Annotated in this window: 18 protein-coding genes; 8 read left to right on the forward strand and 10 right to left on the reverse strand. The window is 67.2% G+C overall.

The window, feature by feature from the left end:
* Positions 1-5 precede the first annotated feature (5 nt).
* From PSEWESI4_RS03535 to pilG, 7 genes are all read right to left on the reverse strand, one after another.
* On the reverse strand, positions 6-1025 hold the full coding sequence (locus PSEWESI4_RS03535) for a chemotaxis protein CheB (RefSeq protein WP_187669798.1): 1020 nt from the start codon (positions 1023-1025) through the stop codon (positions 6-8).
* Positions 1022-8530, reverse strand: coding sequence for an Hpt domain-containing protein (locus PSEWESI4_RS03540; RefSeq protein WP_187669799.1), 7509 nt, complete (start codon positions 8528-8530; stop codon positions 1022-1024). The genes PSEWESI4_RS03535 and PSEWESI4_RS03540 overlap by 4 nt, the downstream gene beginning before the upstream one ends.
* 24 nt (positions 8531-8554) lie before the next feature.
* Entirely contained in the window at positions 8555-9415 is an 861-nt protein-coding gene (locus tag PSEWESI4_RS03545) for a CheR family methyltransferase (protein WP_187669800.1), read from the reverse strand.
* Between the two features lie 66 nt (positions 9416-9481).
* Positions 9482-11530, reverse strand: a complete 2049-nt coding sequence (locus tag PSEWESI4_RS03550) for a methyl-accepting chemotaxis protein (protein ID WP_187669801.1) — start codon at positions 11528-11530, stop codon at positions 9482-9484.
* An 85-nt stretch (positions 11531-11615) separates the two neighbouring features.
* Entirely contained in the window at positions 11616-12152 is a 537-nt protein-coding gene (locus tag PSEWESI4_RS03555; RefSeq protein WP_187669802.1) for a chemotaxis protein CheW, read from the reverse strand.
* 46 nt (positions 12153-12198) lie between these two features.
* Positions 12199-12564 (reverse strand): twitching motility response regulator PilH, encoded by a 366-nt coding sequence (gene pilH, locus PSEWESI4_RS03560; RefSeq protein ID WP_187669803.1) that lies wholly within the window; start codon positions 12562-12564, stop codon positions 12199-12201.
* Between the two features lie 47 nt (positions 12565-12611).
* Entirely contained in the window at positions 12612-13019 is a 408-nt protein-coding gene (gene pilG, locus PSEWESI4_RS03565; RefSeq protein WP_187669804.1) for a twitching motility response regulator PilG, read from the reverse strand.
* Positions 13020-13266: 247 nt separating this feature from the next.
* Here pilG and gshB point away from each other — a divergent pair, with 247 nt between their 5' ends.
* The 7 genes from gshB to PSEWESI4_RS03600 all read left to right on the forward strand — a co-directional run bounded on the left by gshB (position 13267) and on the right by PSEWESI4_RS03600 (position 19541).
* Positions 13267-14241: a glutathione synthase gene (gene gshB / locus PSEWESI4_RS03570; RefSeq protein ID WP_187669805.1), complete on the forward strand. Its 975-nt coding sequence runs from the start codon at positions 13267-13269 to the stop codon at positions 14239-14241.
* Between the two features lie 86 nt (positions 14242-14327).
* Positions 14328-15221, forward strand: a complete 894-nt coding sequence (locus PSEWESI4_RS03575) for an energy transducer TonB (protein WP_187669806.1) — start codon at positions 14328-14330, stop codon at positions 15219-15221.
* A gap of 447 nt (positions 15222-15668) precedes the next feature.
* Entirely contained in the window at positions 15669-16238 is a 570-nt protein-coding gene (locus PSEWESI4_RS03580) for a YqgE/AlgH family protein (RefSeq protein WP_187669807.1), read from the forward strand.
* A complete protein-coding gene (ruvX, locus tag PSEWESI4_RS03585) occupies positions 16235-16666 on the forward strand; it encodes a Holliday junction resolvase RuvX (RefSeq protein ID WP_187669815.1) in 432 nt (143 codons plus the stop codon). Before PSEWESI4_RS03580 ends, ruvX begins: the two co-directional genes overlap by 4 nt.
* A gap of 67 nt (positions 16667-16733) precedes the next feature.
* Positions 16734-17249: a bifunctional pyr operon transcriptional regulator/uracil phosphoribosyltransferase PyrR gene (pyrR, locus tag PSEWESI4_RS03590; protein WP_187669808.1), complete on the forward strand. Its 516-nt coding sequence runs from the start codon at positions 16734-16736 to the stop codon at positions 17247-17249.
* 10 nt (positions 17250-17259) lie between these two features.
* A complete protein-coding gene (locus PSEWESI4_RS03595; RefSeq protein WP_187669809.1) occupies positions 17260-18270 on the forward strand; it encodes an aspartate carbamoyltransferase catalytic subunit in 1011 nt (336 codons plus the stop codon).
* Positions 18270-19541, forward strand: coding sequence for a dihydroorotase (locus PSEWESI4_RS03600; protein WP_187669810.1), 1272 nt, complete (start codon positions 18270-18272; stop codon positions 19539-19541). Before PSEWESI4_RS03595 ends, PSEWESI4_RS03600 begins: the two co-directional genes overlap by 1 nt.
* Before the next feature lie 287 nt (positions 19542-19828).
* On the opposite strand, the gene PSEWESI4_RS03605 is transcribed toward PSEWESI4_RS03600, so the two are convergent.
* The 3 genes from PSEWESI4_RS03605 to PSEWESI4_RS03615 form a co-directional block, all read right to left on the reverse strand.
* Positions 19829-21007, reverse strand: coding sequence for a trans-sulfuration enzyme family protein (locus PSEWESI4_RS03605; protein WP_187669811.1), 1179 nt, complete (start codon positions 21005-21007; stop codon positions 19829-19831).
* Complete coding sequence (locus PSEWESI4_RS03610) at positions 21004-22377, reverse strand: pyridoxal-phosphate dependent enzyme (RefSeq protein WP_187669812.1); 1374 nt, start codon at positions 22375-22377, stop codon at positions 21004-21006. Before PSEWESI4_RS03610 ends, PSEWESI4_RS03605 begins: the two co-directional genes overlap by 4 nt.
* 191 nt (positions 22378-22568) lie before the next feature.
* On the reverse strand, positions 22569-22970 hold the full coding sequence (locus PSEWESI4_RS03615) for an NINE protein (protein ID WP_187669813.1): 402 nt from the start codon (positions 22968-22970) through the stop codon (positions 22569-22571).
* Positions 22971-23223: 253 nt separating this feature from the next.
* On the opposite strand from PSEWESI4_RS03615, the gene PSEWESI4_RS03620 reads away from it, so the two are divergent.
* Entirely contained in the window at positions 23224-23787 is a 564-nt protein-coding gene (locus tag PSEWESI4_RS03620; protein ID WP_187669814.1) for a C40 family peptidase, read from the forward strand.
* Positions 23788-23995: the final 208 nt, after the last annotated feature.

Genomic DNA, 23995 nt, shown 5'->3' on the forward strand with positions numbered 1-23995 from the left:
TCGGCTCAGGCGCATTGCCCGGCCAGGTGATTGACCAGGGCCTCGGCCAGTTCGCGCGGGTCGCCGCTGAAGGCGCTGTAGCCGCCCTCGCGCAGGCTGTCCGGCATGCTCGGGCAGGCGCAGCTATCGGCGCGCTGGGTCCATATCTCCCCGCCCTGGCGGCGCAGGTAGGCGGCCGCGGCGCTGCCGTCGCTGCCCATGCCGCTGAAGACGACTACCCCGCACTGGGCGCCGAAGTGCTGGGCCAGGTTGAGCATCATCTGGTCGATGGACGGGCTGTAGGGTTCCGGCCAGCCGCGATCGTTCAACTGCATGCCGCCGTCGTCGGCGAACGCCAGCTCGCGCTGGATCGGCACCACGACCACTTCGCCGCAGCGCACCGGATCGCCCTGGCGCGCCGGGTTGACGTGCCACTGGCTGTGCCGGCCGACGGCCTGGGGCAAGGCCGCCTCGAAGCTGGCGTCGATGTGCTGGGCATACAGGAAGCCGATCGGCAGGCCGCCGGGCAGCGCGTCGAGAAACGCCTTGACCGCCGCCGGACCGCCCAGCGAGGCGGCCAACAGCCACACCTGGCGAGCCGGTTCGCCGGCCTGTAGCGGCGTGTCGGCGAGCGCCTTGGGCAGCTCCAGGCGATTCGGACGCTGCGCCTCGGCGAGCAATGCCTCGAGGCTCGGCCCGACCGCCTGCGAGGGATCGCCGACCAGCCGCTTGAGCTTGCCGACCAGGCGCCGTTCCCAGCGCGGGTAATGTTCGGAATGACGCTCCGGCGCATGGCCCTCGCCGAACAGCACCGGCACGGCGGCGCGCTCCAGCAGGCGGTCGACCAGCGGGGAATCCTCGGACTGTGCCAGGTCGACCAGCCACAGGTCGGCGGCGCAGGCATCCAGCGCCTCGTCGTCGAGGCGCGCCGGATCGCTGTTCAGCACCACCTCGTAGCCATTGCCGGCCAGCGCCTGCTGTAGCACATGGCGCTGCAACGAGGTATCGGCGAGTACCGCTATGCGTCCCGTCGTCTTCTCCATCATGGGCGTCTATCCGGGTGGCGCCCCACCAGTTGCACGATGCTTTCGAGCAACTGGGATTCCTGATACGGCTTGCCCAGGTACTCGTTGACGCCGATGTTCATCGCCCGCTCACGGTGCTTCTCGCCGGTCCGCGAGGTGATCATGATGATCGGCAGGTCCTTGAGGCGCTCGTCGTGGCGCACCAGCGTGGCCACTTCGAAGCCGTCCATGCGCGGCATCTCGATGTCGAGCAGCATGATGTCGGGTTTCTGCTCTTGCAGTTGGGAGATAGCGTCGACCCCGTCCTTGGCGGTCAGCACGTTCATGCCGTTGCGTTCGAGCAGGCGGCTGGTGACCTTGCGCACGGTGACCGAATCGTCCACCACCATGACCAGCGGCGGACGGTCGACATCCACCTCCACCGGCTGCTCCAGCAGGTTGGCGCGACGCGGCTGCGCCAGGTTGAGCTGGTGGGCGTGGATCACGCGGATGGTTGCCAGCAGGTCGAGAATCACCACCACCCGGCCATCGCCGAGGATGGTCGCGCCGGAAATCCCGTGCACCCCGGCGAACTGCGCGCCGAGGCTCTTCACCACGATCTCCCGCGAACCGGCCAGGGCATCCACCTGCACCGCCACGGCGTGCTCGCTGGAGCGCACCAGGATCACCGGCAGCGGCAGGCTCTGGCCGACCAGCTTGGGCTGCTGGCCGTTGTTCAGCAGGTCGCCCAGGTAGCGCAGTTCGTAGCTCTGCCCGGCGTATTCGAAGCGCGGCGCGCCCGGCTGGTAGTAGGCCTCCAGCTCGTAGGGCGAGACCCGCACGATACCCTCGATAGTGTTCAGCGGGATGGCGTAGAGGTCCTCGCCGGAGAGCACCATCAGCGCGCGGTTGACCGACACGGTGAACGGCAGGCGGATGGTGAAGCGGGTGCCCTCGCCGGGTTGCGAGTCGATGCTCATCGAGCCGCCGAGCTGCTTGACCTCGGAATGCACCACGTCCATGCCGACGCCGCGCCCGGAAATCTGCGTGACCTTCTCGGCGGTGGAGAAGCCCGGTTCGAGGATGAACTGCAGGACCTCGTGGTCGGTGAGGTCGGAATCGGTATCCATCATGCCGCGCTCGATGGCCTTGCGGCGCACCGCGTCGAGCTTGATGCCGGCGCCGTCGTCGACCAGGGTGAGGACGATGTCGCCGCCCTCGCGGCCGAGGTCCAGGCGGATGTTGCCGTGCTCAGGCTTGCCCGCGGCGCGGCGCGCTTCGAGCGGCTCGATGCCGTGGTCGACGGCGTTGCGCAGCATGTGTTCGAGCGGCGCGACGATGCGTTCCAGCACGGTACGGTCCATCTCGCCGTCGGCGTTGCCGACCTGGAACTCCACCTGCTTGCCGAGTTCGCTGGCGACCTGACGGACGATCCGCCGCAGACGCGGGACCAGGCGGTCGAACGGCACCATGCGGGTGCGCATCAGGCCTTCCTGCAACTCGGTGTTGACCCGCGCCTGTTGCAGCAGCAGGGTCTCGGCGTCGCGGTTGCGCGCGGCCAGGGTTTCCTTGAGGTCGAGCAAGTCGGAGGCCGACTCGAACAGCGCGCGGGAGAGCTGCTGCAATTGCGAGTAGCGGTCCATCTCCAGCGGGTCGAAGTCCTCGTAGCCGGCACGCTCGGCCTCGGCCTGGTAGCGGCTGAGGATCTGCGCCTGGGTCTCGGTGTCGAGGCGGCGCAACTGGTCGCGCACCCGGTCGATGGTCGCTTCCATCTCGCTCAGGGTGAAGCCGAAGTCGCTGACCTGCTGTTCGACCCGGCCACGGAAGATCGAGGTCTCGCCGGCCAGGTTGACCAGCCCTTCGAGCAGTTCCGCCGGCACCTTGACCAGTTCCTGCGGGGCGCGTCGGGCAGCCGCCTCCTGGGCGGCCTCCTGGGCGCGGCGCACGAAGGGCAGCACCCTGGTCTCGCTGACCTGCTGCGGCGCCATACTGGCGGCGACGATCGGGACGGCCGGTTGCGGCGTGTCCAGGTTCGGCAGCGGTTGCTCCTCGACCGGTATCTCTGCCGCCGGCTCGGGCTCCACTGTCTCGACCGGCAGGCTGTCCTGGAGGCGCTGGCGCAATCCGCCCAGCTCCTTGTGCAGGCCCTCGAAACCGGATTGCACGTCGAGGAACAGGCTTTCCGGCCAGGGCGCGCCTTGCTGCTGGGCATCGCTCAGGTGCTGCTCGAGGTCGTGGGTCAGGTCGCCGAGGCGCTTCTGCCCGGCCAGCCGCGCACCGCCCTTGAGGGTGTGCAGGACACGCAGCAGGTCCTCGACGGGGCGGGCGTCGTCGCGCTTCTGCTCCCAGCGGCCGATGGCGCCTTCCATCTCCTCCAGCAGGTCGTCGGCTTCCTCGAGGAAGATGTCGAGGATGTCGGCTTCCGCCTCGTCCTCCACCGGCTCGACGGCCTTGAGCGGCACGCTGGCCGGGATGCTCAGTTGTTCGTCCGGGTTGGAGCGGAAACGACGGATAGCGGCGATCAGGCTGTCGCCTTCCGGCAGCGGACGCTGGCCGCGCAGGGCATCGAGCATCGCCGCCAGGCGGTCGTGGCAGGCCAGCAGCAGCTCGAAAAGGCTGGCGCTGGCGCGCAGGCGGCCGTTGCCGAGGTCTTCGTAGAGGAATTCCAGCTCGTGGGCGAGGTCGCCGATTTCGCGGATTTCGGCCATCCGCGCGCCACCCTTGAGGGTGTGCAGGTCGCGTTGCAGAGACTCTACTTCGAGGGTGTTGTCGCTGTTGGCCATCCAGCGCTGCAAGGCGGCACCGGAGCTGTCGATGATGTCGAAACCTTCTTCGAGGAAGATTTCCACCAGTTCGGGATCGCGCTCATCGTCCAGCGGCGCCGCAGCGACCGGCACGGCGGCTACGGGCGGCTCGACCGGTGCTATCGGCTCGATCGACTCTGCCGCCTCGGGCTCCTGCGGAGTTTCCTCGGCCGGCTCGAACGCAGGTTCGACGACCGGATCGGGCTCGGGCAAGGCCTCGGCGCCGATCTCGATCACCTCGGGGGCCTCGAAAACCTCCGGCAGTTCCTCGACCAGCGGCGCGGGCGCCGGCTCGATGGCTTCGATCTCCTCGAATCCGGCTTCGGCTTCGGCTTCGGCTTCGGCTTCGGCTTCGGCTTCGGCTTCGGCTTCAGGATGTGGCGCTGGTTCGGCGGCTGGCAAGCCTTGTCCACCGCCCTGGCGAAAACTGCGCATGGCTTGCAGCAGGTCGTCCGGATCGCCCAGTGGGCGGCCGTTCTGCAATTGTTCGAGCAGCACCGCCAGGCGGTCGTGGCTCTGCTGCAACAGGGCGGCGAGGGCCGGCGAATGGCTGTAGCGGCGGTCGACCAGCCCCTCGTAGAGGGATTCCAGTTCGTGGGCAAGGTCGCCGATCGGGCGGATCTCGGCCATCCGCGCACCACCCTTGAGGGTGTGCAGGTCGCGTTGCAGGGAAGACAGTGCCGAGTGGTTGTCCGGCTCGTGCAGCCAACGCTCCAGTGCCTGCCCGGCGCTTTCCAGGATGTCTACCGCCTCTTCGAGGAAGATCGCCACCATTTCCTCGTCGAGCGAATCATCCAGGCCCGTCGTGGCGGCATTCTCCACCGGCTCACGGACGCCATGGGAGGCTTCGCCATCCGTCGCGGTTTCGCGCTCCGGAGCCGCCAGTTCCAGCTCGGCGATGGCGCTGTCCAGCTCGCGGACCTGCACGCCGCCGTCGGGGTCCAGGGTCAGCAGTGCCAGGGTATCCGGGTCGAGGGCCTCGTCGAGCAGCGCGCGCAGGGCGGCGACCCGTTCGGGCTGGCCACTGACCTGCAGGCCGGCGGCGACCTGGTCCATCATCCCGATCAGCGCCTCATGGGCCTTCTCGGCTTCGTTGAAGAAGCGCTCGCTGACCGGCAGGCGGCCTTCCTCGACGGAGCCGTAGAGGTCCAGCAGCGCCTCGCACAGCTCGTCGATCTGCGGCAGCTCGGCCATCATCGCGCCACGGCCGAGGGTGGTCAGTTCGTCGAGCAGCGCGCTGAGCTCCTGGCGCTCGGCCGGGTGCTGGTGCCAACGGCGCAGCAGGTCCTCGGCATCCAGCAGGATGTCCATGCCTTCGGCGAGGAAGATGCTGATCAGTTGCGGGTCACGGCTGTCGCCCTGCTCGTCCTTGCGCCTCGCCTCGGCGGCGTCCAGACGCTCCTGATGCAGGTTCTGGATGCGTTCGAGCAGTTCGGCAGCGCCGGGAATCGGCGCCAGCGGATGGCTTTCCAACTGGTCCAGCCCCAGGCGGAACAGTTGTTCGGCCCGTCCGAGCAGTTCGGCCTCGGCGAGATCGACGCGCAGCAGGTTGGCCTTGAACTCCTTGACCAGCCTTTCCAGCGGCGCGGCGATTTCCGCCACCGGCAGGATGCCGGCCATGTAGGCGCTGCCCTTGAGAGTGTGCAGGGCGCGCTGCAGGTCGTCGGTGACCGGCTGCGGCAACTCCCGGGCGCAATCGGCGAGGAACGCGGCCAGGGTGTCGAGGTGGGTTTCCGCCTCGTTGCGGAAAATCTCTAGCAACTGCGGGTCGAGCGCCTCGTCCTGGCCCTCCTCGGCCTCGGCAACCGGCAGTTCGGCCACTGCGTCGGTCGCCGGCTCGGCGGCCGGGGCGTCAGGTTTTGGGCGTGGTTGCCCCTTGGCCAGGGCGTAGGCGCTGGCGGCCAGTTGGTCGACGTCATCGCGCTGGCGCTGGGCCTTGGCAGCGAACTCGTCGCGCAGCTCGGGCATCAGCGCGACCACTTCGCCGACCAGGTCGACCACCGCATCGCTGGCCGGGATGCTGTTGTCCAGCACACGGTTGAGGAGGTTCTCCACCGACCAGGCCAGTTCGCCGATGATCAGCGCGCGGACCATGCGGCCGCTGCCCTTGAGGGTGTGGAAGGCGCGCCGCACTTCGGTCAGCGCTTCGCGGTCGTCGCGCTGCGCCTGCCAGCGCGGCAGGTATTCGCCGAGGGTATCGAGCACTTCGCCGACTTCCTCGATGAACACTTCCAGCAGTTCTTCGTCGATCGGCTCTTCGTCCGCAGGCGGCGGCAACAGGCTGGGCGGTACGTCCTGGGCCGGCGGGTTGATCGCCTGCACCGGCGCGGCCATCACCTCGGCCATCGACATCGGCCGGGCTTCAGGCTCGGCGGGCGCGGGTTCGACCGGCGCGCTCGGCAGTTCGACCTCGGGCAGCTCCAGCGCCTCCAGGTCGACGTCGTCCCAGGCAGGCGCGGCGGCGTCCAGGTTCAGCTCGGTGAGCTCCAGATCGATCGACTCCAGCGCGGGCTCGAAAGCCTCCAACCGGGACTCGCCACCCTGCTCGTCCTGCGGCTCGGCAACCAGTTCGGCGTCCAGATCCCATTCCAGCTCGAATTCGCTCTCATCATTGGCAGGCTGCGCCGGCTCTGGCTGGAGCTCTTCCAGTTGCAGGCCGGCATCCGCTTCGGGCGAGGGTTCGAGCGAGGCCCAGCGCAGTTCGTCGAGCGGCTCGCCCGGCGTCGCGTCCTGCAGTTCCCAGTCCAGTTCGAGCGGCGCTTCGGCTGGGCCCGGTTCGCTCTGCAAGGTTTCCAGGCTGCCGCCGTCGACAGGCTGCCAACCGTCGTCCAGCGACTCCACCAGCGGCAGGCCGGCTTCGCCGGGCGCCTCGGCATCGAACGGCGGCAGCTCTTCGAGATCGACCATGAAGTCATCCGACTCGACGGCGACCGGTGCTTCCTCGACGACATCGGGCTCCGGCTCGGCGGCCAGCACTTCGATGTCGTCCAGCGGATCGTCCAGCGGCGACGGCTCCACGGCCGGGGCATCGCTCGGGAGATCGAGGATCGAAGGCTTTTCCTTCAGCGAGTAGCCCAGGCTGGCAAGGCTCTCCTCGGCCACGTCGAGGATCAGGTCGCCCTGGCTGGCGTGGTCTTCGTTCAGGCGCTCGAGGTAGTACTCGACGCTGGTGATGGCGTCGGCCAGGGTGTCGAGACTCTGCCAGTTGGGCACGGCCTTGCGTGCCAGCAGTTGTTCCTGGATGTAGCGGTTGCAGGCGTTGAGCAGTTCGGCGGCGCGCGCCAGGGGGATCATCGCCAGGCCGCCACGCACCTGGGTGAGCAGCTCCGGCACGCGGGCCAGGTGCTCGTGGTTCCACTGCGAGGCGATGAACTCGATGATCGCGTCCTTGGCCTGCTCGAGACCGGTGCGCGCTTCCTTGATCACCAGTTGGTGGATCTGCGCCACGTCGGTGGTCGGCAGGTGGCTTTCCTCGCTGCCGCCGTCGTCGGCCGGACCGACCATGCCGGCCAGGGTCGCCTCGACGTAGAGCAGCGCGCCGGCAATGTCCATCAGCAGCGCATCGCTGGGCTCGCGCTGGCCGAGGGACAGGCCGTGGACCGCGTCGATCTGGTCGAGGATGACCTTGCGCGGCTGGCCGAAACCAAGCACCGCCAGGGTGTCGGCGATCTGCTTGAGCGGTGCCAGCAGGCCGTCCAGTTCGGTGACGTTGCGGCGGTCGCTGCGCACGAACAGGTCGAGGTTGTCCTTGATGCGCACCAGTTCCTCGCACAGCGCGGTCACCACCGAACGCATGGCGTCGCGGTCCGGGCCAGCCAGGCGGGCGCGTTCTTCGTCGACGATCTCGGTGGCCGGCAGTGCTTCGTCGAGGCGGTATTGCTCCTTGAGGGCGCGGATGCGCGGCGACTGCGCCGGGGCCTTGGCGACGTAGAACAGCAGGTTCTTGATCAACTCGTCCGGCGCGGCCTGGTTGATGCCGTCGGCGCCCTGTTCGAGCAGGCGCTTGAGCTCCTTGTCGATCTGCCGCAGCAGGGTGCGCACCGAAGTGCCGTTGACCACGCTGCCGTTGGCCATGCCTTCGACGATACCCGAGGCGATCCGCCACAGCGGGCCGAGCGGTGCGTCCTGGCAGAGCAGTTCGAGGCGGGCGAAGACCCGTGCCATGTAGCCCAGGTTGGTGGGCAGGTCATGGTTGCGGATCACGCCGACCAGGGCCATCTGCAACATCTGCCGCAGCTTGCGCAGCAGCGCCGGCAGCTCGGCGGTGCGCAGTTGCGCCAGCGCCTCGATGGACAGTTGCGGCAGCGTGGCGGACATGTCCGGGGAGAACAGGCTGGTTTCCGAGAGCAGCTTCTCGCCGCGCGCGGCGCGCAGGTCGTTGAGCAGCGGCAGCACCACCAGCGGCAGGTCGCGGCGCGCGCTCTGCACCCGCTCCAGATAGGCCGGCAGTTGCAGGATCGCCTGCATCAGCACTTCCAGGGCCTCGCCCTGGTTGCCCACCTGACCGTCCAGCAGGGCCTGGGCCAGGCGTTCCATTTCCTCGGCGAGCAGCGCCGCGCCGTAGAACTCGACCATCTGCAAAGTGCCGTGGACCTGGTGCACATAGGTCAGGCAGAAGCGCATGCGCGTCGAATCCTGCGGGTTCTCGACGAACGCCTCGAGAGCCTGCCGCGCCTGCTTCAGCGTTTCCGCGATTTCGCCTTTGACCCACTCCAGGGCGACATAATCGTGCCGATCACCCATAGCCACTCCGCTCATAACCTTGTGTTACCCCTTCCGGGTAAAAGCCAGAACCCGCTCGTCGGCCACCGGTTCCAGCTCCGGATGCTGCCAACCGACCACTTCCCCGACCCCGATCACCAGCAGACCGCCCGGTGCCAGGCGCTCGGCCAGGCGGTTGAGGATCTCGCGGCGGCGCCAGCGACGGAAATAGATCAGCAAGTTCTGACAGAAGATGACGTCCATGCCGGACAGCGGCGCCTTGGCCAGGTCCAGCACGTTGAGGCGGGCGCAACACAGGCGCGCCGCCAGGCTCGGTACCACCTTGAAACGTTCGTCGGCCTGCACCTCGAAGTAGCGCCGCCGCAGCTCCGGCTCCAGCGCTTCCAGGCGCCGGGAGCCGTACACACCGGCGCGCGCCTTGTTCAGCGCGCTCAGGCTGATGTCGGTGGCGGTCACCCCGAACGGTGCGTCGTCGCCATTCGCGCGCAGCGCTTCGGCGGCGCTGATCGCCAGGGAGTAGGCCTCCTCGCCGCTGGAACAGCCGACGCTCCACAGCGCCAGCGGCTGGTCGTCCAGTTGCGCCAGGCGCTCCGGCAGGTAGCGGGCCAGCAGGTCGAAGGACGCCCGGTGGCGGAAGAAGCAGGTCTCCTGGACGGTCAGCCGGTCCAGCAGGGTCGACCACTCCACCGCGCCACGCGGCCCGTCGGTGACCTGCTGGTAATAGCTGGCGTAGTCGTCCACGCCCAACTCGCGCATCCGCGCACTCAGATTCGCCTGCAGAAAGGCACGGCGCTGCTCGCTGATCACCACTCCGGTGCGATCTTCGAGCAGTCCCCGCCAATCATGGAACTCCGCCTCCGACATGTCGGCCAGCGGCTTCAAGGCCCAGACTACGCCTGGCTGCATGCCCTGCCCCTCGCCTTCGCTCATGGCTGTCAAGCGGCGACCCGGCGGATCGCCGCACTCCTATGCTCAGGCCTGTTCCGCAGCGTCGGGCAGGGTGAAGCCGGACACCGACCGACGCATCTCGCTGGCCATCTTGGCCAGGTTGCCGATGCTCTTGGCGGTGGCGGTGGTACCGGCGGAGGTCTGCGAGGTGATCTCCTGGATCACGTTCATGGTGTTGGAGATGTGGCCGGCCGAGGAGGCCTGTTGCCGCGCGGCGTTGGAGATGTTCTGGATCAATGCCGCGAGGGTCTTGGATACCTTCTCGATCTCTTCCAGGGCCACACCGGCGTCCTGCGCCAGGCGGGCACCGCGGACCACTTCGGAGGTGGTCTGCTCCATGGAGATCACCGCCTCGTTGGTGTCGGTCTGAATGGTCTTCACCAGCGCTTCGATCTGCTTGGTCGCCGCCGAGGAACGTTCCGCGAGGCGTTGTACCTCGTCCGCAACCACCGCGAAGCCGCGACCCGCGTCGCCGGCCATGGAGGCCTGGATCGCCGCGTTGAGTGCGAGGATGTTGGTCTGGTCGGCGATGTCGTTGATCAGGCTCACGATGTCGCCGATCTCCTGGGACGATTCGCCGAGGCGCTTGATCCGCTTCGAGGTGTCCTGGATCTGCTCGCGGATGTTGTCCATGCCGGTGATGGTGTTGTGCACCACCTCGTTGCCCTTGTTGGCAATGGCCACGGAACGTTCCGCCACCGCGGAGGATTCCGAGGCGTTCGCCGATACCTGGTCGATGGACACGGCCATTTCGTTGATCGCCGCGGAGGCGCCGGCGATTTCCTGGGCCTGGTGCTCGGAGGCCTCGGCCAGGTGCATCGCCGTGGCCTGGGTTTCCTGGGCGGCGGCGGATACCTGCACGGCGGTCTGGTTGATGGTCGCCACCAGTTCGCGGAGCTGGTCGATGGAGTAGTTGATGGAGTCGGCGATGGCGCCGGTGAAGTCCTCGGTCACGGTCGCGGCCACTGTGAGGTCACCGTCAGCGAGGTCGGCGATTTCGTCGAGCAGACGCAGAATCGCCGCCTGGTTGCGTTCGTTCTTCTCGGCGGTCTCGGCCAGACGGCGGCGGGTGGTCTGCACCATGACCAGGCCGATGAGGATGATCGAGCCCAGCGCCAGGGCGCCCAGCACGTAACCGACCAGGGTGTTCAGGTGACGGCTGCCGGCCAGGTTCTCGAACCCCTCGGCGAGGCTGGAGGCCTTGTCCAACTGGGTCTGCGAGACGCTGAAGATGGCGTTGGCCGATTCACGGACCTGGAACAGTTCCGGCGAGGTCTCGAGGATCTCGTCCACCGAGCCGGAGACGAACTCGAACAGCTCGGAAATCTCGCCCAGGCGGTCCAGCGCTTCCTCGTCGGTCACCCGCGAGATGTTCATCGCCGCGTTGCCTTCGACCATCGCCTTGAGTACGCGACCGAACAGGCTGGCGTCGCGGCCGAACATGTCGGCGGCCTGCACCGAGTCCTCGTCACCGGCCAGTACCTTGTTCACCGAGCCGAGAATCCGTTCGGCGAGCAGCGACTGGCGCTGGGCCACGGACACCTGGGCCGCCGGCGCGCCGCTCTGCAGCAGGATGTCGACCACTTCCTCGTACTCGACCTGCAACTGCGGGATGGTTTCGGCGAGGGTCGCCGCCACCTGGTGCAGGGACAGTACGGTCTGTTCGCTGGCCAGGATGGCGTCGGCGTTCTTGCGCAGGCTGTCCCAGTCCTGTTGCACGGCGGCCATTTCCGCCTGCAACGCCACCGGCGCCGCCGGCAGGCCGGTGGATTCGTCGCCGCCGACCAGGATGTTCCAGCGCGTCTCGAAGTCGTTGCGCGCTTCCTTCAACAGGGCGAAGGCCTCGGCCTTGCCGGCCGCCGCCTCGGTGGCGTTCTTCGCGATCCGCTGGGACAGCACGCGCAGCTCGCCGGCGTGGCTGATGTATTCCTTGTCGTAGTTCGACTGGGTGTTGAGGTAGGCGAAGTTGGCGAACAACAACACGATGGACACGATCAGGACGATGAACAGTCCTGCGATCAGCGTGCTGCTGCGCATACCTGCCAAAAGATTGCCTGCATTGAGTTTTTTCATTATCTGGCCCCCGCCTGGACCTACAGCATTCAGTCCCATCTAACGCCAAAAGGCCGGCAACGCCGACCCCACCGAAAATTCGCGGCTATACCGCCACGTCGAGAAAACCCGGGTGCTGCGCCAGCGCGTGCGGGCTGAACACCAGCCAGGGCTGCTCGCGCTGGAACACGCCGTGGATGAACGGCACGATGGCCGACTCCAGCGGCGGCACCTGCTCGGAGAAGCTATCCACCGGGAAGTGCTGCATGCCGAACACCTCGTCCACCGTCAGACCGGCGAACACTTCCTGGTGATCGACCACCAGCACCCGCCGCTGCTTGCGCAGCGGCGACAGCTCCTGTCCGAAGAAGCCGCACAGGTCCATCACCGGCAACAGCCGGCCGCGCACGTTGGCGACGCCCTTGACCCACCCTTTCACCCCGGGCAACAGGGTGAAGCGCGGCTCGTGCAGCACCTCGCCGACCTCGCCCATGGGCGCCACGAACAGACGCTCGCCCATGCGGAAGCCGATGCCGCTCCAGGTCTGCACCGCCACTTGCTGCGACGGCAAGCCGGCCGCCAGCAGACGACAGCGCTGCTCGATCTCGAGGAGAAGCTGGAAAGGAGTTTGTGCATCCGCCATGCGGGGCCCCGGTTCTTCTTATAGGTTTGCGCGCTGCGACCGGCCGTCAGCCGGCCAGCACCGCGCTCAGGGTTTTCAGCAGTGTGTCTTCGTCCACCGGCTTGGTCAGGTAGTCGCGCGCCCCCTGGCGCTTGCCCCAGACCTTGTCGGTTTCCTGATCCTTGGTGGTGACGATGATCACCGGGATATGGCCGGTCTCGGCGTCCTTGGTCAGTTGCCGGGTCGCCTGGAAGCCGTTCAGGCCGGGCATGACGATGTCCATCAGCACCGCGTCGGGCTTCTCCTGGCGGGCCAGGGCCACGCCATCGGCGCCGTTCTCGGCCTTGAGCACCTGATGCCCGTGTTTCTCGAGCATCTCGGTCAGCTTGTACATCTCGGTCGGCGAGTCATCCACAATCAGAATTCGAGCCATGATCTTCCCCATACGAAAAAAAGCATCGACGGCCGGGCGGCCGGATATCAGGAAGCGTGTTCCACTGGGGCGAACTCGGGCACATGGGCCTTGATCGCTCCCAGCAGCTCTTCCTTGCTGAAAGGTTTGGTGAGGTATTGGTCCGAGCCGACGATGCGGCCCTTGGCCTTGTCGAACAGGCCGTCCTTGGAGGACAGCATGATCACAGGAGTGGACTTGAAGGCGCTGTTGTTCTTGATCAGCGCGCAGGTCTGATAGCCGTCGAGACGCGGCATCATGATGTCGACGAAGATGATGCTGGGGTGGGTATCGGCGATCTTGGCCAGGGCGTCGAAGCCGTCCACCGCCGTGATGACGTCACAGCCCACTTTCTTGAGAAGCGTCTCCGCAGTGCGACGAATCGTCTTGGAATCGTCGATCACCATCACCCTCAAACCATCGGAATGCTGTTCCATGTTTGCCCTACCATCGCCTCGGTGAGTCGTTATTTTCGTGTTATACCAGTGCGCTTCAGGCCCTGTCACCGACGAGCTGCAACCCAATCGTCGGGCCTTTTTAACACAGTCTCCGGATGCAATCTATAAGCCCCGGAAGCCCTCGCTTGTCCTTGACCGAGGGCCGACTCGGCGCCACCCTGACGCCTTCGTTCCCGCCCCGGCAGCCCCCTCGCCGCCGCCTTTTCCGTAGTGGAGGATTCACCCCATGAGCGTTCGCCTTGGCATAGTCATGGACCCCATCGCGCGCATCTCCTACAAGAAGGACAGCTCGCTGGCCATGCTGCTCGCCGCCCAGGCGCGTGGCTGGCCACTGTTCTACATGGAACAGCAGGACCTGTACCAGGCCGCCGGCGGCGAAGCACGCGCACGCGTTCGCCCGCTCAAGGTGTTCGCCGACCCGCAGCGCTGGTTCGAGCTGGGCGTGGAGAGCGACATCGCCCTCGCCGAGCTGGACACGATCCTGATGCGCAAGGATCCGCCATTCGACATGGAGTTCGTCTACTCCACCTACCTGCTGGAACAGGCCGAGCAAGCCGGCGTGCTGGTGGTCAACCGCCCGCAGAGCCTGCGCGACTGCAACGAGAAGCTGTTCGCCACCCGGTTCCCCCACTGCATGCCGCCCACCCTGGTCAGCCGCAGGCCTGACATTCTGCGTGAGTTTGCAAGTCAGCAGCGTGACATCATTCTCAAACCCCTGGATGGCATGGGCGGTTCCTCGATCTTTCGGCACCGCGAGAACGACCCCAACCTCTCGGTGATCCTCGAGACCCTGACCGTCCACGGTACCCAGCAGATCATGGCGCAGGCCTATCTGCCGGCGATCAAGGAAGGCGACAAGCGCATCCTGATGATCGACGGCGAGCCGGTGCCCTACTGCCTGGCACGCATTCCCGCCGAGGGCGAGAGCCGCGGCAACCTGGCCGCCGGCGGGCGTGGCGAGGCGCGCCCGCTGACCGCGCGCGACCGCTGGATCGCCGCCGAGGTCGGGCCGGTGCTGCGCGAGAAGGGCCTGCTGTTCGTCGGCCTGGATGTGATCGGCGACCACCTCACCGAGATCAACGTCACCAGCCCGACCTGCATCCGCGAGATCGACGCCGCCTACGACACCCGCATCGGTGAGCGGCTGATGGACACCATCGAAAACAAGCTGCAGGTCGCAGGTCGGAAACCACAAGTTTGAAGTAGGTGGCAGCTTGGAGCTTGCCGCTTGCAGCCTGCCGCTTTGCGTCGCAGACTGCGCGGCAATCCGAGCCGACCCGACCGCCGATGAACGCAGCCGTCAATATTCCCGCCCTTCCCGCCGCGCGCGTGCGCCCGGCGGATCGGCTGGGTTTTACCCTGTTCGTCGCCGCCGTGCTGCACCTGGCGCTGATCCTCGGCCTCAGCTTCACCCTGCCGGACGTCACCCAGGTCAGCAAGACCCTGGAAATCACCCTGTCCACCTTCAAGAGCCAGGAAAAGCCCAAGGATGCCGACTTCCTGGCCCAGGACAACCAGCAGGGCAGCGGCACCCTGGAGCACAAGGCGGCGCCCAAGACCACCGAGCAGGCGCCGTTCCAGGACACCGAGATCCGCAAGGTGACCCCGCCGGCGGCACCCCGGCAGAGCGCGAAGCAGGAAGCGCCGCAGCCCGCGGTAGCCACCCGCCAGCAGCAACCGCAGAAGACCTCGGTCAAGCGCGAGCGGGTCACTCCCGAACCGCAACCACAGGCCGCGCCGCGCTTCGACAGCGCGGAGCTGTCGGCGCAGATCTCCAGCCTCGAGGCGGAACTGGCCCAGGAGCAGCAGGCCTACGCCAAGCGGCCGAAGATCCATCGCCTGAACGCCGCCTCGACCATGCGCGACAAGGGCGCCTGGTACAAGGACGAGTGGCGCAAGAAGGTCGAGCGGGTCGGCAACCTCAACTACCCCGACGAAGCGCGCCGCCAGCGCATCTACGGCCACCTGCGCATGCTGGTATCGATCAACCGCGACGGCAGCCTGTATGAAGTGCAGGTGCTGGAGTCCTCCGGCCAGCAGGTGCTCGACGAAGCCGCGCGCCGCATCGTCCGCCTCGCCGCGCCGTTCGCACCGTTCACCGGCGACCTGGCGGACATCGACCGCCTGGAAATCATCCGCACCTGGCGCTTCGAGCGCGGTGATCGGCTGTCGAGCAATTAAAAGGCTGGAGGCTGGCCATTCACCTTCTGCGTCAAACCTTTTTTCGCGGCCATGGGACTGGGCGTCCCCGCCGATCCTACGAACACGGCCTCGATGTTGACCTGTAGGAGCGCGCCATGCGCGCGATTGGCGGTAATGCTGTTTACTGGGTCCCCGCGTACGCGGGGATGACGGGGGACGAAACCCCAACGCCAAACCGTCATTCCCCTACGCGGGCCGCCGCTAACGCGGGAATCCAATAAACACGTAGGGTGCGCCGTGCGCACCGATCCGGGGCCAACACCTGCGCTTCCAGCGAAACCCCCTGCTGGCGCCAGGGTGAACGGTGCGCGCGGCGCCCCCTACAAAAGCCGGGCCGCCGTTTCGTCCAGCCTTCCAGCCTCCAGCGCTCTTGTCGGCTTTTCGCCCCCGCTTGCCGCCTGCCGTCTTAAGCCCGAAACTAGCGCCATGAAGAACTCAGACCCCAGCTACCTCAAGCACCACTTCCTGATCGCCATGCCGCACATGGCCGATCCGAATTTCGTGCAGACCGTCACCTACCTGGTCGAACACAACGAACAGGGCGCCATGGGCCTGGTCATCAACCGCCCCAATGGCCTCAACCTGGCCGACGTGCTCGAACAACTGCGTCCCGACGACACTCCGCCGATCCTCTGCCGCAGCCTGCCGATCTTCTCCGGCGGCCCGGTACAGACCGACCGCGGCTTCGTCCTGCACAAGACCGGTGTGCAGTTCCAGGCCACCCTGGAGCTGGGCGAGCTGGCCCTGTCCACCTCCCAGGACGTGCTGTTCGCCATCGCCGACGGCCAGGGGCCGGAGCAGTACCTGATCGCCCTCGGCTATGCCGGCTGGGAAGCCGGGCAACTGGAGGCGGAACTGGTCGACAACGCCTGGCTGACCTGCCCGGCGGACAGCCACATCCTCTTCGACCTGCCCTACGACCAGCGCCTGGCGGCCGCCGCCGAGCGCCTCGGCGTCAATCTCAGCCTGCTCACCTCGCAGGCCGGGCACGCCTGATGAGTGAACGCCCGCTGCGCCTGTTGCTCGGTTTCGACTACGGCAGCAAGCAGATCGGTGTCGCGGTCGGCCAGGTGATCACCGGCCAGGCCCGCGAGCTGTGCGTGCTCAAGGCACAGAACGGGGTCCCCGACTGGCAGCGGGTCGAGGCGCTGATCAAGGAGTGGCAGCCGGACGCCCTGGTGGTCGGCCTGCCGCTGAACATGGATGGGACGCCCAGCGAAATGAGCGAGCGCGCGGAAAAGTTCGCCCGCCGCCTGAGTGGCCGCTTCAACCTGCCGGTACATACCCACGACGAGCGCCTGACCACCTTCGAAGCCAAGGGTCAGCGGCTCGCCCAGGGCCAGCGCGGCGGTTACCGCGAACGCCCGGTCGACGCCCTGGCCGCCGCCCTGCTGCTGCAGGGCTGGCTGGAACAGCATCTGTAATCTTGATCCATGACAGTGGCCAGCCTCGACCAAGCGTCTAGGCTTTGCACCACCTGAAGGAGTGCCCATGAACCTGCCCAATCCCGCCGACCTGCTGCCGCGGATGGCCGCCGACCTGAACGGCCACCTGAATCGCCACCACATCGACAATCCGCGCTTCATCGGCATCCACACCGGCGGCGTCTGGGTGGCCCGGGCGTTGCTCGAAGCGCTCGGCCGCGACGACGAGCTCGGCCTGCTCGACGTATCCTTCTACCGTGACGACTTCACCCAGAGCGGCCTGCACCCGCAGGTGCGCCCTTCGGCCCTGCCGTTCGAGGTGGAAGGCCAGCACCTGGTGCTGATCGACGACGTGCTGATGAGCGGGCGCACCGTCCGCGCCGCCCTCAACGAACTGTTCGACTACGGCCGCCCGGCCAGCGTGACCCTGGTCTGCCTGCTCGACCTCGACGCCCGCGAGCTGCCGATCCGCCCAGACGTGGTCGGCGCCACCCTGTCGCTGGCCGCCGACGAACGGGTAAAATTGCTCGGCCCCGCGCCACTGCGCCTCGAACGCCAGACCCTCGCCCCCGCCGCCAACTGAGACCCCCGCGATGACGCCGAACGCCGCCAAGCGCCCGCTGCAACTCAACGAGCAGGGCCAGCTTTGCCATTTCCTCAGCCTCGATGGACTGCCCCGCGAGCTGCTCACCGAACTCCTCGACACTGCCGACTCCTTCCTCGAAGTCGGCGCCCGCGCCGTGAAGAAGGTCCCGCTGCTGCGCGGCAAGACCGTCTGCAACGTGTTCTTCGAGAACTCCACGCGCACCCGCACCACCTTCGAACTGGCCGCCCAGCGGCTTTCCGCCGACGTGATCACCCTCAACGTGTCGACTTCCTCGACCAGCAAGGGCGAGACGCTGACCGACACCCTGCGCAACCTGGAGGCGATGGCCGCCGACATGTTCGTGGTGCGCCACGCCGACTCCGGCGCCGCGCACTTCATCGCCGAGCACGTCTGCCCGGACGTGGCGGTGATCAACGGCGGCGACGGCCGCCACGCGCACCCGACCCAGGGCATGCTCGACATGCTGACCATCCGTCGCCACAAAGGCGGCTTCGAGAATCTCTCGGTGGCCATCGTCGGCGACATCCTGCATTCGCGGGTGGCGCGCTCGAACATGCTGGCGCTGAAGACCCTGGGCTGCCCGGACATCCGCGTGATCGCGCCGAAGACCCTGCTGCCGATCGGCGTCGAGCAATACGGTGTGCGGGTGTTCACCGATCTTGCCGAAGGGCTGAAGGACGTCGACGTGGTGATCATGCTGCGCCTGCAACGCGAACGCATGCAGGGCGGCCTGCTGCCCAGCGAAGGCGAGTTCTTCCGCCTCTACGGCCTCACCGAGCAGCGCCTGAAGCTGGCCAAGCCGGACGCCCTGGTGATGCACCCCGGCCCGATCAACCGTGGCGTGGAGATCGAGTCGGCGGTGGCCGATGGCCCGCAATCGGTGATCCTCAACCAGGTCACCTATGGCATCGCCGTGCGCATGGCGGTGCTGTCCATGGCGATGAGCGGCCAGGCCGCCCGGCGCCAACTGAATCAAGAATCCGAGGAGCAGAACTGATGCGCACCCATATCCTCGGCGCCCGCATTATCGATCCGGCCAGTGGCCTCGACCAGGTCGCCGACCTCTACATCCAGGATGCCAGGATCGCCAGCATCGGCCAGGCACCGGCCGGCTTCGTCGCCGAACGCAGCCTGGACGCCCAGGGACTGGTCGCCGCGCCCGGCCTGGTCGACCTCTCCGTGGCCCTGCGCGAGCCGGGCTACAGCCGCAAGGGCAACATCGCCAGCGAAACCCTGGCGGCGGCCGCCGGCGGCGTCACCAGCCTGTGCTGCCCACCGCTGACCAAGCCGGTGCTCGACACCCCGGCGGTGGCCGAACTGATCCTCGACCGCGCCCGCGAGGCCGGGCACACCAAGGTGTTCCCCATCGGCGCACTGAGCAAGGGCCTGGCCGGCGAGCAACTGGCCGAGCTGGTGGCGTTGCGCGATACCGGCTGCGTAGCCTTCGGCAACGGCCTCGCCCAGTTCGAGAACAACCGCACCCTGCGTCGCGCCCTGGAATACGCGGCGACCTTCGACCTCACCGTGGTGTTCCATCCCCAGGACCGCGCCCTGGCCGAAGGCGGAATCGCCCACGAAGGGCCGACCGCCAGCTTCCTCGGCCTGGCCGGCATCCCGGAAAGCGCCGAGACCGTGGCCCTGGCCCGCGACCTGCTGCTGGTCGAGCAGTCCGGTGTGCGCGCCCACTTCAGCCAGTTGACCAGCGCGCGCGGCGTCGAGCTGATCGCCCAGGCCCAGGCCCGCGGCCTGCCGGTGACCGCCGACGTGGCGCTGTACCAACTGATCCTCACCGACGAGGCGCTGATCGACTTCTCCAGCCTCTACCACGTGCAGCCGCCACTGCGCAGCGCCGCCGACCGCGCGGGCTTGCGCGAAGCGGTGAAGGCCGGGGTGGTCGGCGCCATCGCCAGCCACCACCAGCCCCACGAGGCGGATGCCAAGGACGCGCCGTTCGGCGCCACCGAGCCAGGGATCAGCAGTGTCGAGCTGCTGCTGCCGCTGGCCATGACCCTGGTGCAGGACGGCCTGCTCGACCTGCCGACCCTGCTCGCCCGCCTGACCCACGGCCCGGCCCAGGCCCTGCGCCTGCCCGCCGGTCGCCTGGCGACAGGACAACCCGCCGACCTGGTGCTGTTCGACCCGGCGGCATCGACCCTGGCCGGCGAGACCTGGTATTCGAAGGGCGCCAACTGCCCGTTCATCGGCCACTGCCTGCCCGGCGCGGTGCGCTATACGCTGGTGGATGGGCATATCAGTTATCAGGTGTGAGTTTTTGGGGGGAAGCTGGAGAGCACGGAGTAGGCTCCACCTCCACCTCCACCTCCACCTCCACCTCCGCCCCTCACCCTCTCCCGAAGGGAGAGGGGACTGTTTGATGGTGCTATCGCGCACGGAGCCTGACCGATACCCCGAATACTCCCTCTCCCCCTGGGAGAGGTCTAGGGTGAGGGGCGGACTTTCGTTCCCTCCTAACGCTCCCCCGTAGGGTGGATGTCGCTTTTCACATCCACCTCCCTCCGGTGGAAAACGCTTCGCGGTTCTCCACCCTACCCCCCTCAAATCCGCGCCAACGCCCGGGCCAGATCGGCGCGCAGGTCCTCGACGTCCTCCACTCCCACCGACAGGCGGATCAACCCATCGCCGATACCAAGCTCGGCGCGGGTCTCGGCCGGGATGCTGGCGTGGGTCATGATCGCCGGGTGTTCGATCAGGCTTTCCACCCCGCCGAGGCTTTCCGCCAGGGCGAAGATGTCCACGGCTTCCAGGAAGCGCCGCGCGCCGGCCAGGTCGCAGTTCAGGTCGAGGGAGATCATCCCCCCGAACGCGCGCATCTGCCGGCGCGCCAGCTCATGCTGCGGGTGCGACGGCAGGCCCGGATAGTGGACGCGCGCCACCTGCGGCTGGCGCTCCAGCCACTGCGCCAGCTCCAGGGCGTTCTCGCAGTGCCGCTGCATGCGCAGCGCCAGGGTCTTCACCCCGCGCAGGGTGAGGAAGGCGTCGAACGGCCCGGCGATGGCACCCACCGAGTTCTGCAGGAAGCCCAGTTGCTCGCGCAGCTCGGCATTGCGCTCCTCGCCGCTGACGATGGCGATGCCGCCAATCACGTCGGAATGGCCGTTCAGGTACTTGGTGGTGGAGTGCACCACGATGTCGAAACCCAGCTCCAGCGGGCGTTGCACCCAGGGGCTGGCGAAGGTGTTGTCGGCCACCGCGATGATGCCCCGCGCGCGGCAGATGCGCGCCACCGCCTCCAGGTCGGTCAGGCGCAGCAGCGGGTTGCTCGGCGTCTCCACCCAGACCATCCGCGTCTCCGGGGTCAGCGCCGCCTCCAGCGCGGCGGGGTCGGCCAGGTCGACGAAGCTGAAGCGATGCCCGGCGCTACGCCTGCGCACCCGCTCGAACAGCCGGTAGGTGCCGCCATACAGGTCGTTGCCGGAAACGATGTGGGCGCCGGCGTCGAGGGTTTCCAGCACGGTGGCGATGGCCGCCAGACCGGAGGCGAAGGCGAACGCCTGGGCGCCGCCTTCGAGGTCCGCCACGCAGCGCTCCAGCGCCCAGCGCGTGGGGTTGTGCGAGCGGCCGTAGTCGAGCCCCTTGTGCACGCCGGGGCTCTGCTGGGCATAGGTGGAGTTGGCGTAGATCGGCGGCATCAGCGCGCCGGTGGACGGGTCCGGCACCTGCCCGGCGTGGATCACCCGGGTGGCGAAGGCGCGCGGCGTATCGTGTTGGCTCATGTCAGGGTCTTCCGCAGATGGTTGAGCAGGTCGAAGCGGGTGATCAGGCCGTGGAAGCCGGCGTCATCGGCGATGATCGCCACCAGGCCGCGATCCAGCACCGCTTCCAGTTCGTGCAGGCTGGCGCTCGGCGCCAGGGTTTCCGGAGTGTCGCACATGGCGCTGTCCACCGAGGCCCGGAAGCGGCCGGCGTCGGCGTGCACGCTGAGCAGCAGGTCGGACTCGTCGATCACCCCGACCAGGTGCCCGTCGTCGAGCACCGGCAGTTGCGAGACATCGGCCAGGCGCATGCGCTGGAAGGCGGTGAGCAGGGTGTCGTCAGACGAGACGCTGACCACCCCGCCCTCCTCGAAGCGCCGGGCGATCAGGTCGCGCAGGTCGCCGTAGCGGGTTCGCTGCAACAGGCCCTGATCGGCCATCCACTGGTCGTTGTAGACCTTGGACAGGTAGCGGGTGCCGGTGTCGCAGACGAAGCTGACCACCCGCTTCGGCCTGGTCTGCTCGCGGCAGTAGCGCAGCGCGGCGGCCAGCAGGGTGCCGGTCGAGGAACCGCCGAGGATGCCTTCGGCGCGCAGCAACTGGCGGGCGTGGTCGAAGCTTTCCTCGTCGCTGATCGAATAGGCCTTGCGCACGCTGGAAAGGTCGGCGATGGATGGGATGAAATCCTCGCCGATGCCCTCCACCGCCCAAGAGCCGGGCGTGCCGAGGGCGCCGCCGCGGCTGTATTCGGCAACCACCGAGCCGACCGGGTCGGCCAGCACCATCTCCAGGTCCGGCTGCACGCGGCGGAAGAAGCGGGTCAGCCCGGTCAGGGTGCCGGCCGAACCGACGCCGACGACGATGGCGTCCAGGTCGTGGTTGGTCTGCGCCCAGATTTCCGGCGCGGTGCTGCATTCGTGGGCCAGCGGGTTGGCCGGGTTGTTGAACTGGTCGGCGAAGAAGGCGCCGGGAATCTCCGCCGCCAGGCGCGCCGCGTAGTCCTGGTAATAGTCGGGGTGGCCCTTGCCGACGTCGGAGCGGGTGATGTGCACCTCGGCGCCCATGGCCTTGAGATGCAGGACCTTCTCGGTGGACATCTTGTCCGGCACCACCAGCACCACGCGGTAGCCCTTGGCACGGCCGACCAGGGCCAGGCCGAGGCCGGTATTGCCCGCGGTGGCCTCGACGATGGTGCCGCCGGGCTTGAGGCGGCCGTCGCGCTCGGCGTTGTCGATCATCGCCAGGCCGATGCGGTCCTTGATCGAACCGCCGGGGTTCTGGCACTCGAGCTTGAGGAACAGCGTGCAGGGGCCGGTATCGAAGCGGGTGACGCGCACCAGCGGGGTGTTGCCGATCAGTTCGAGGACGGCGGGACGGACGTCGCTAGGCATATCGCTACCTCCTTGCGAGGCCCACAATCTGCCCAGCTTGATAGCCAGGCACGGGCAGGGCCTGGGTAGCAACATAGGCCGGAGCGCCCTCGGACGCCACCCGGCGATGGCGCGGGAACGGCTCCGCTTGCGAGGGTTTTGTTTATTGGGTCCCCGCGTTCGCGGGGATCCAGAAAAAACAAGCCCCAGGATCACCCCTGCCTGGCGTTGAGCACCGATATCTGGTCGTTCAGCGTCCAGAAGTCGTAGAGCACACCGATCAGGAAGAAACCGCCGGTCAGCAGGTAGAGGATGCCGGTGATCCACTTGCCCTGGTACATGCGGTGCACACCGAGCACGCCAAGGAAGGTCAGCAGGATCCAGGCGACGTTGTAGTCGGTCGGCCCGGAGGTGAACCGCAGGTCCGCCTCGCGGTCCATCGAGGGGATCAGGAACAGGTCGATGATCCAGCCGATGAACAGCAGGCCGAGGGTGAAGAACCAGATGGTGCCGGTCACCGGCTTGCCGTAGTAGAAGCGGTGCGAACCGAGAAAACCGAAGATCCACAGCAGGTAGCCGATGACTTTGCTGTGGGTGTCCTGACGTACGTCCATGCGAGCCTCCTGGCACAGGAATGATGGGTATCTGACCCCGGGCGGCGACGATTGGTTGCCGTCGCCATGACGATCATGCGCGCGGGGCGTGCGCCTAGCAATAGACGGACCCGCCCCTGGGAAATACGAAAAAGTCGTTATTAGTTCGCGTCTGAAAAGTCACATGGCAGGTGAAAAAATCGACAGATGGTCAAAAAACGAACAAAAAAGCTGTTATAAAGTTTCGCTATTTTGAACGACGAGCCCTGCCAAGATGCGTTTTGTCTACCTGACATGGCTAGCCATCTGCCTTTGCCTACCGCTTTCCGCTCAGGCGAGCAACCGCTACCAGCCGTTACCGAACGGCGCCACCGGTTATACCGCCAAGTCTGGCGCGACCACCGTTGCGCGTTCATCCGCCCGTACGATTTCCGCCGCGCACAGCAGCCAGGTGCTCAGCCGCGCGGTGAACATGCTCGGCACTCCTTACCGATGGGGCGGCACCACGCCCAAGGGTTTCGATTGCAGCGGCCTGGTGCGCTACGCCTTCCACGAGATCGACATGGTCAACCTGCCGCGCACTTCCAGCGCCATGGCCAGCACCGGCGGCAAGAAGGTCTCGCGCAGCGAACTCCAGCCGGGTGACCTGCTGTTCTTCAACATCAAGAGCCGGCGGATCAATCACGTGGCCATCTACCTCGGCAACGACCGCTTCATCCACGCCCCGCGCCGTGGCAAGGCCGTGACCATCGACAGCCTCGAAAAACCGTACTGGCGCCAGCATTACGCATTGGCCAAGCGGGTGCTGCCGGAGACCCAGCACCTGGCGCAGCGCTGAGCGGCTTCCCCGCTGACATCCAAGCTGCACGCAGCCACGGACTGCTCCCGCTCCTATTCATGGGAGAGGGCCGTGGTTTCAGCCAACACCAACCCTCTCCCCCGGCCCCTCTCCCGTAAACGGGAGAGGGGTGACTTGGCCCCACCTCCGTCGCCCGGATGGAATCCGGGGAAAACCGGCAACTCCGCTTCCCGGATTGCATCCGGGC

The sequence above is a fragment of the Zestomonas carbonaria genome (genome assembly GCF_904061905.1).
Taxonomy (GTDB): Bacteria; Pseudomonadota; Gammaproteobacteria; order Pseudomonadales; family Pseudomonadaceae; genus Aquipseudomonas; species Aquipseudomonas carbonaria.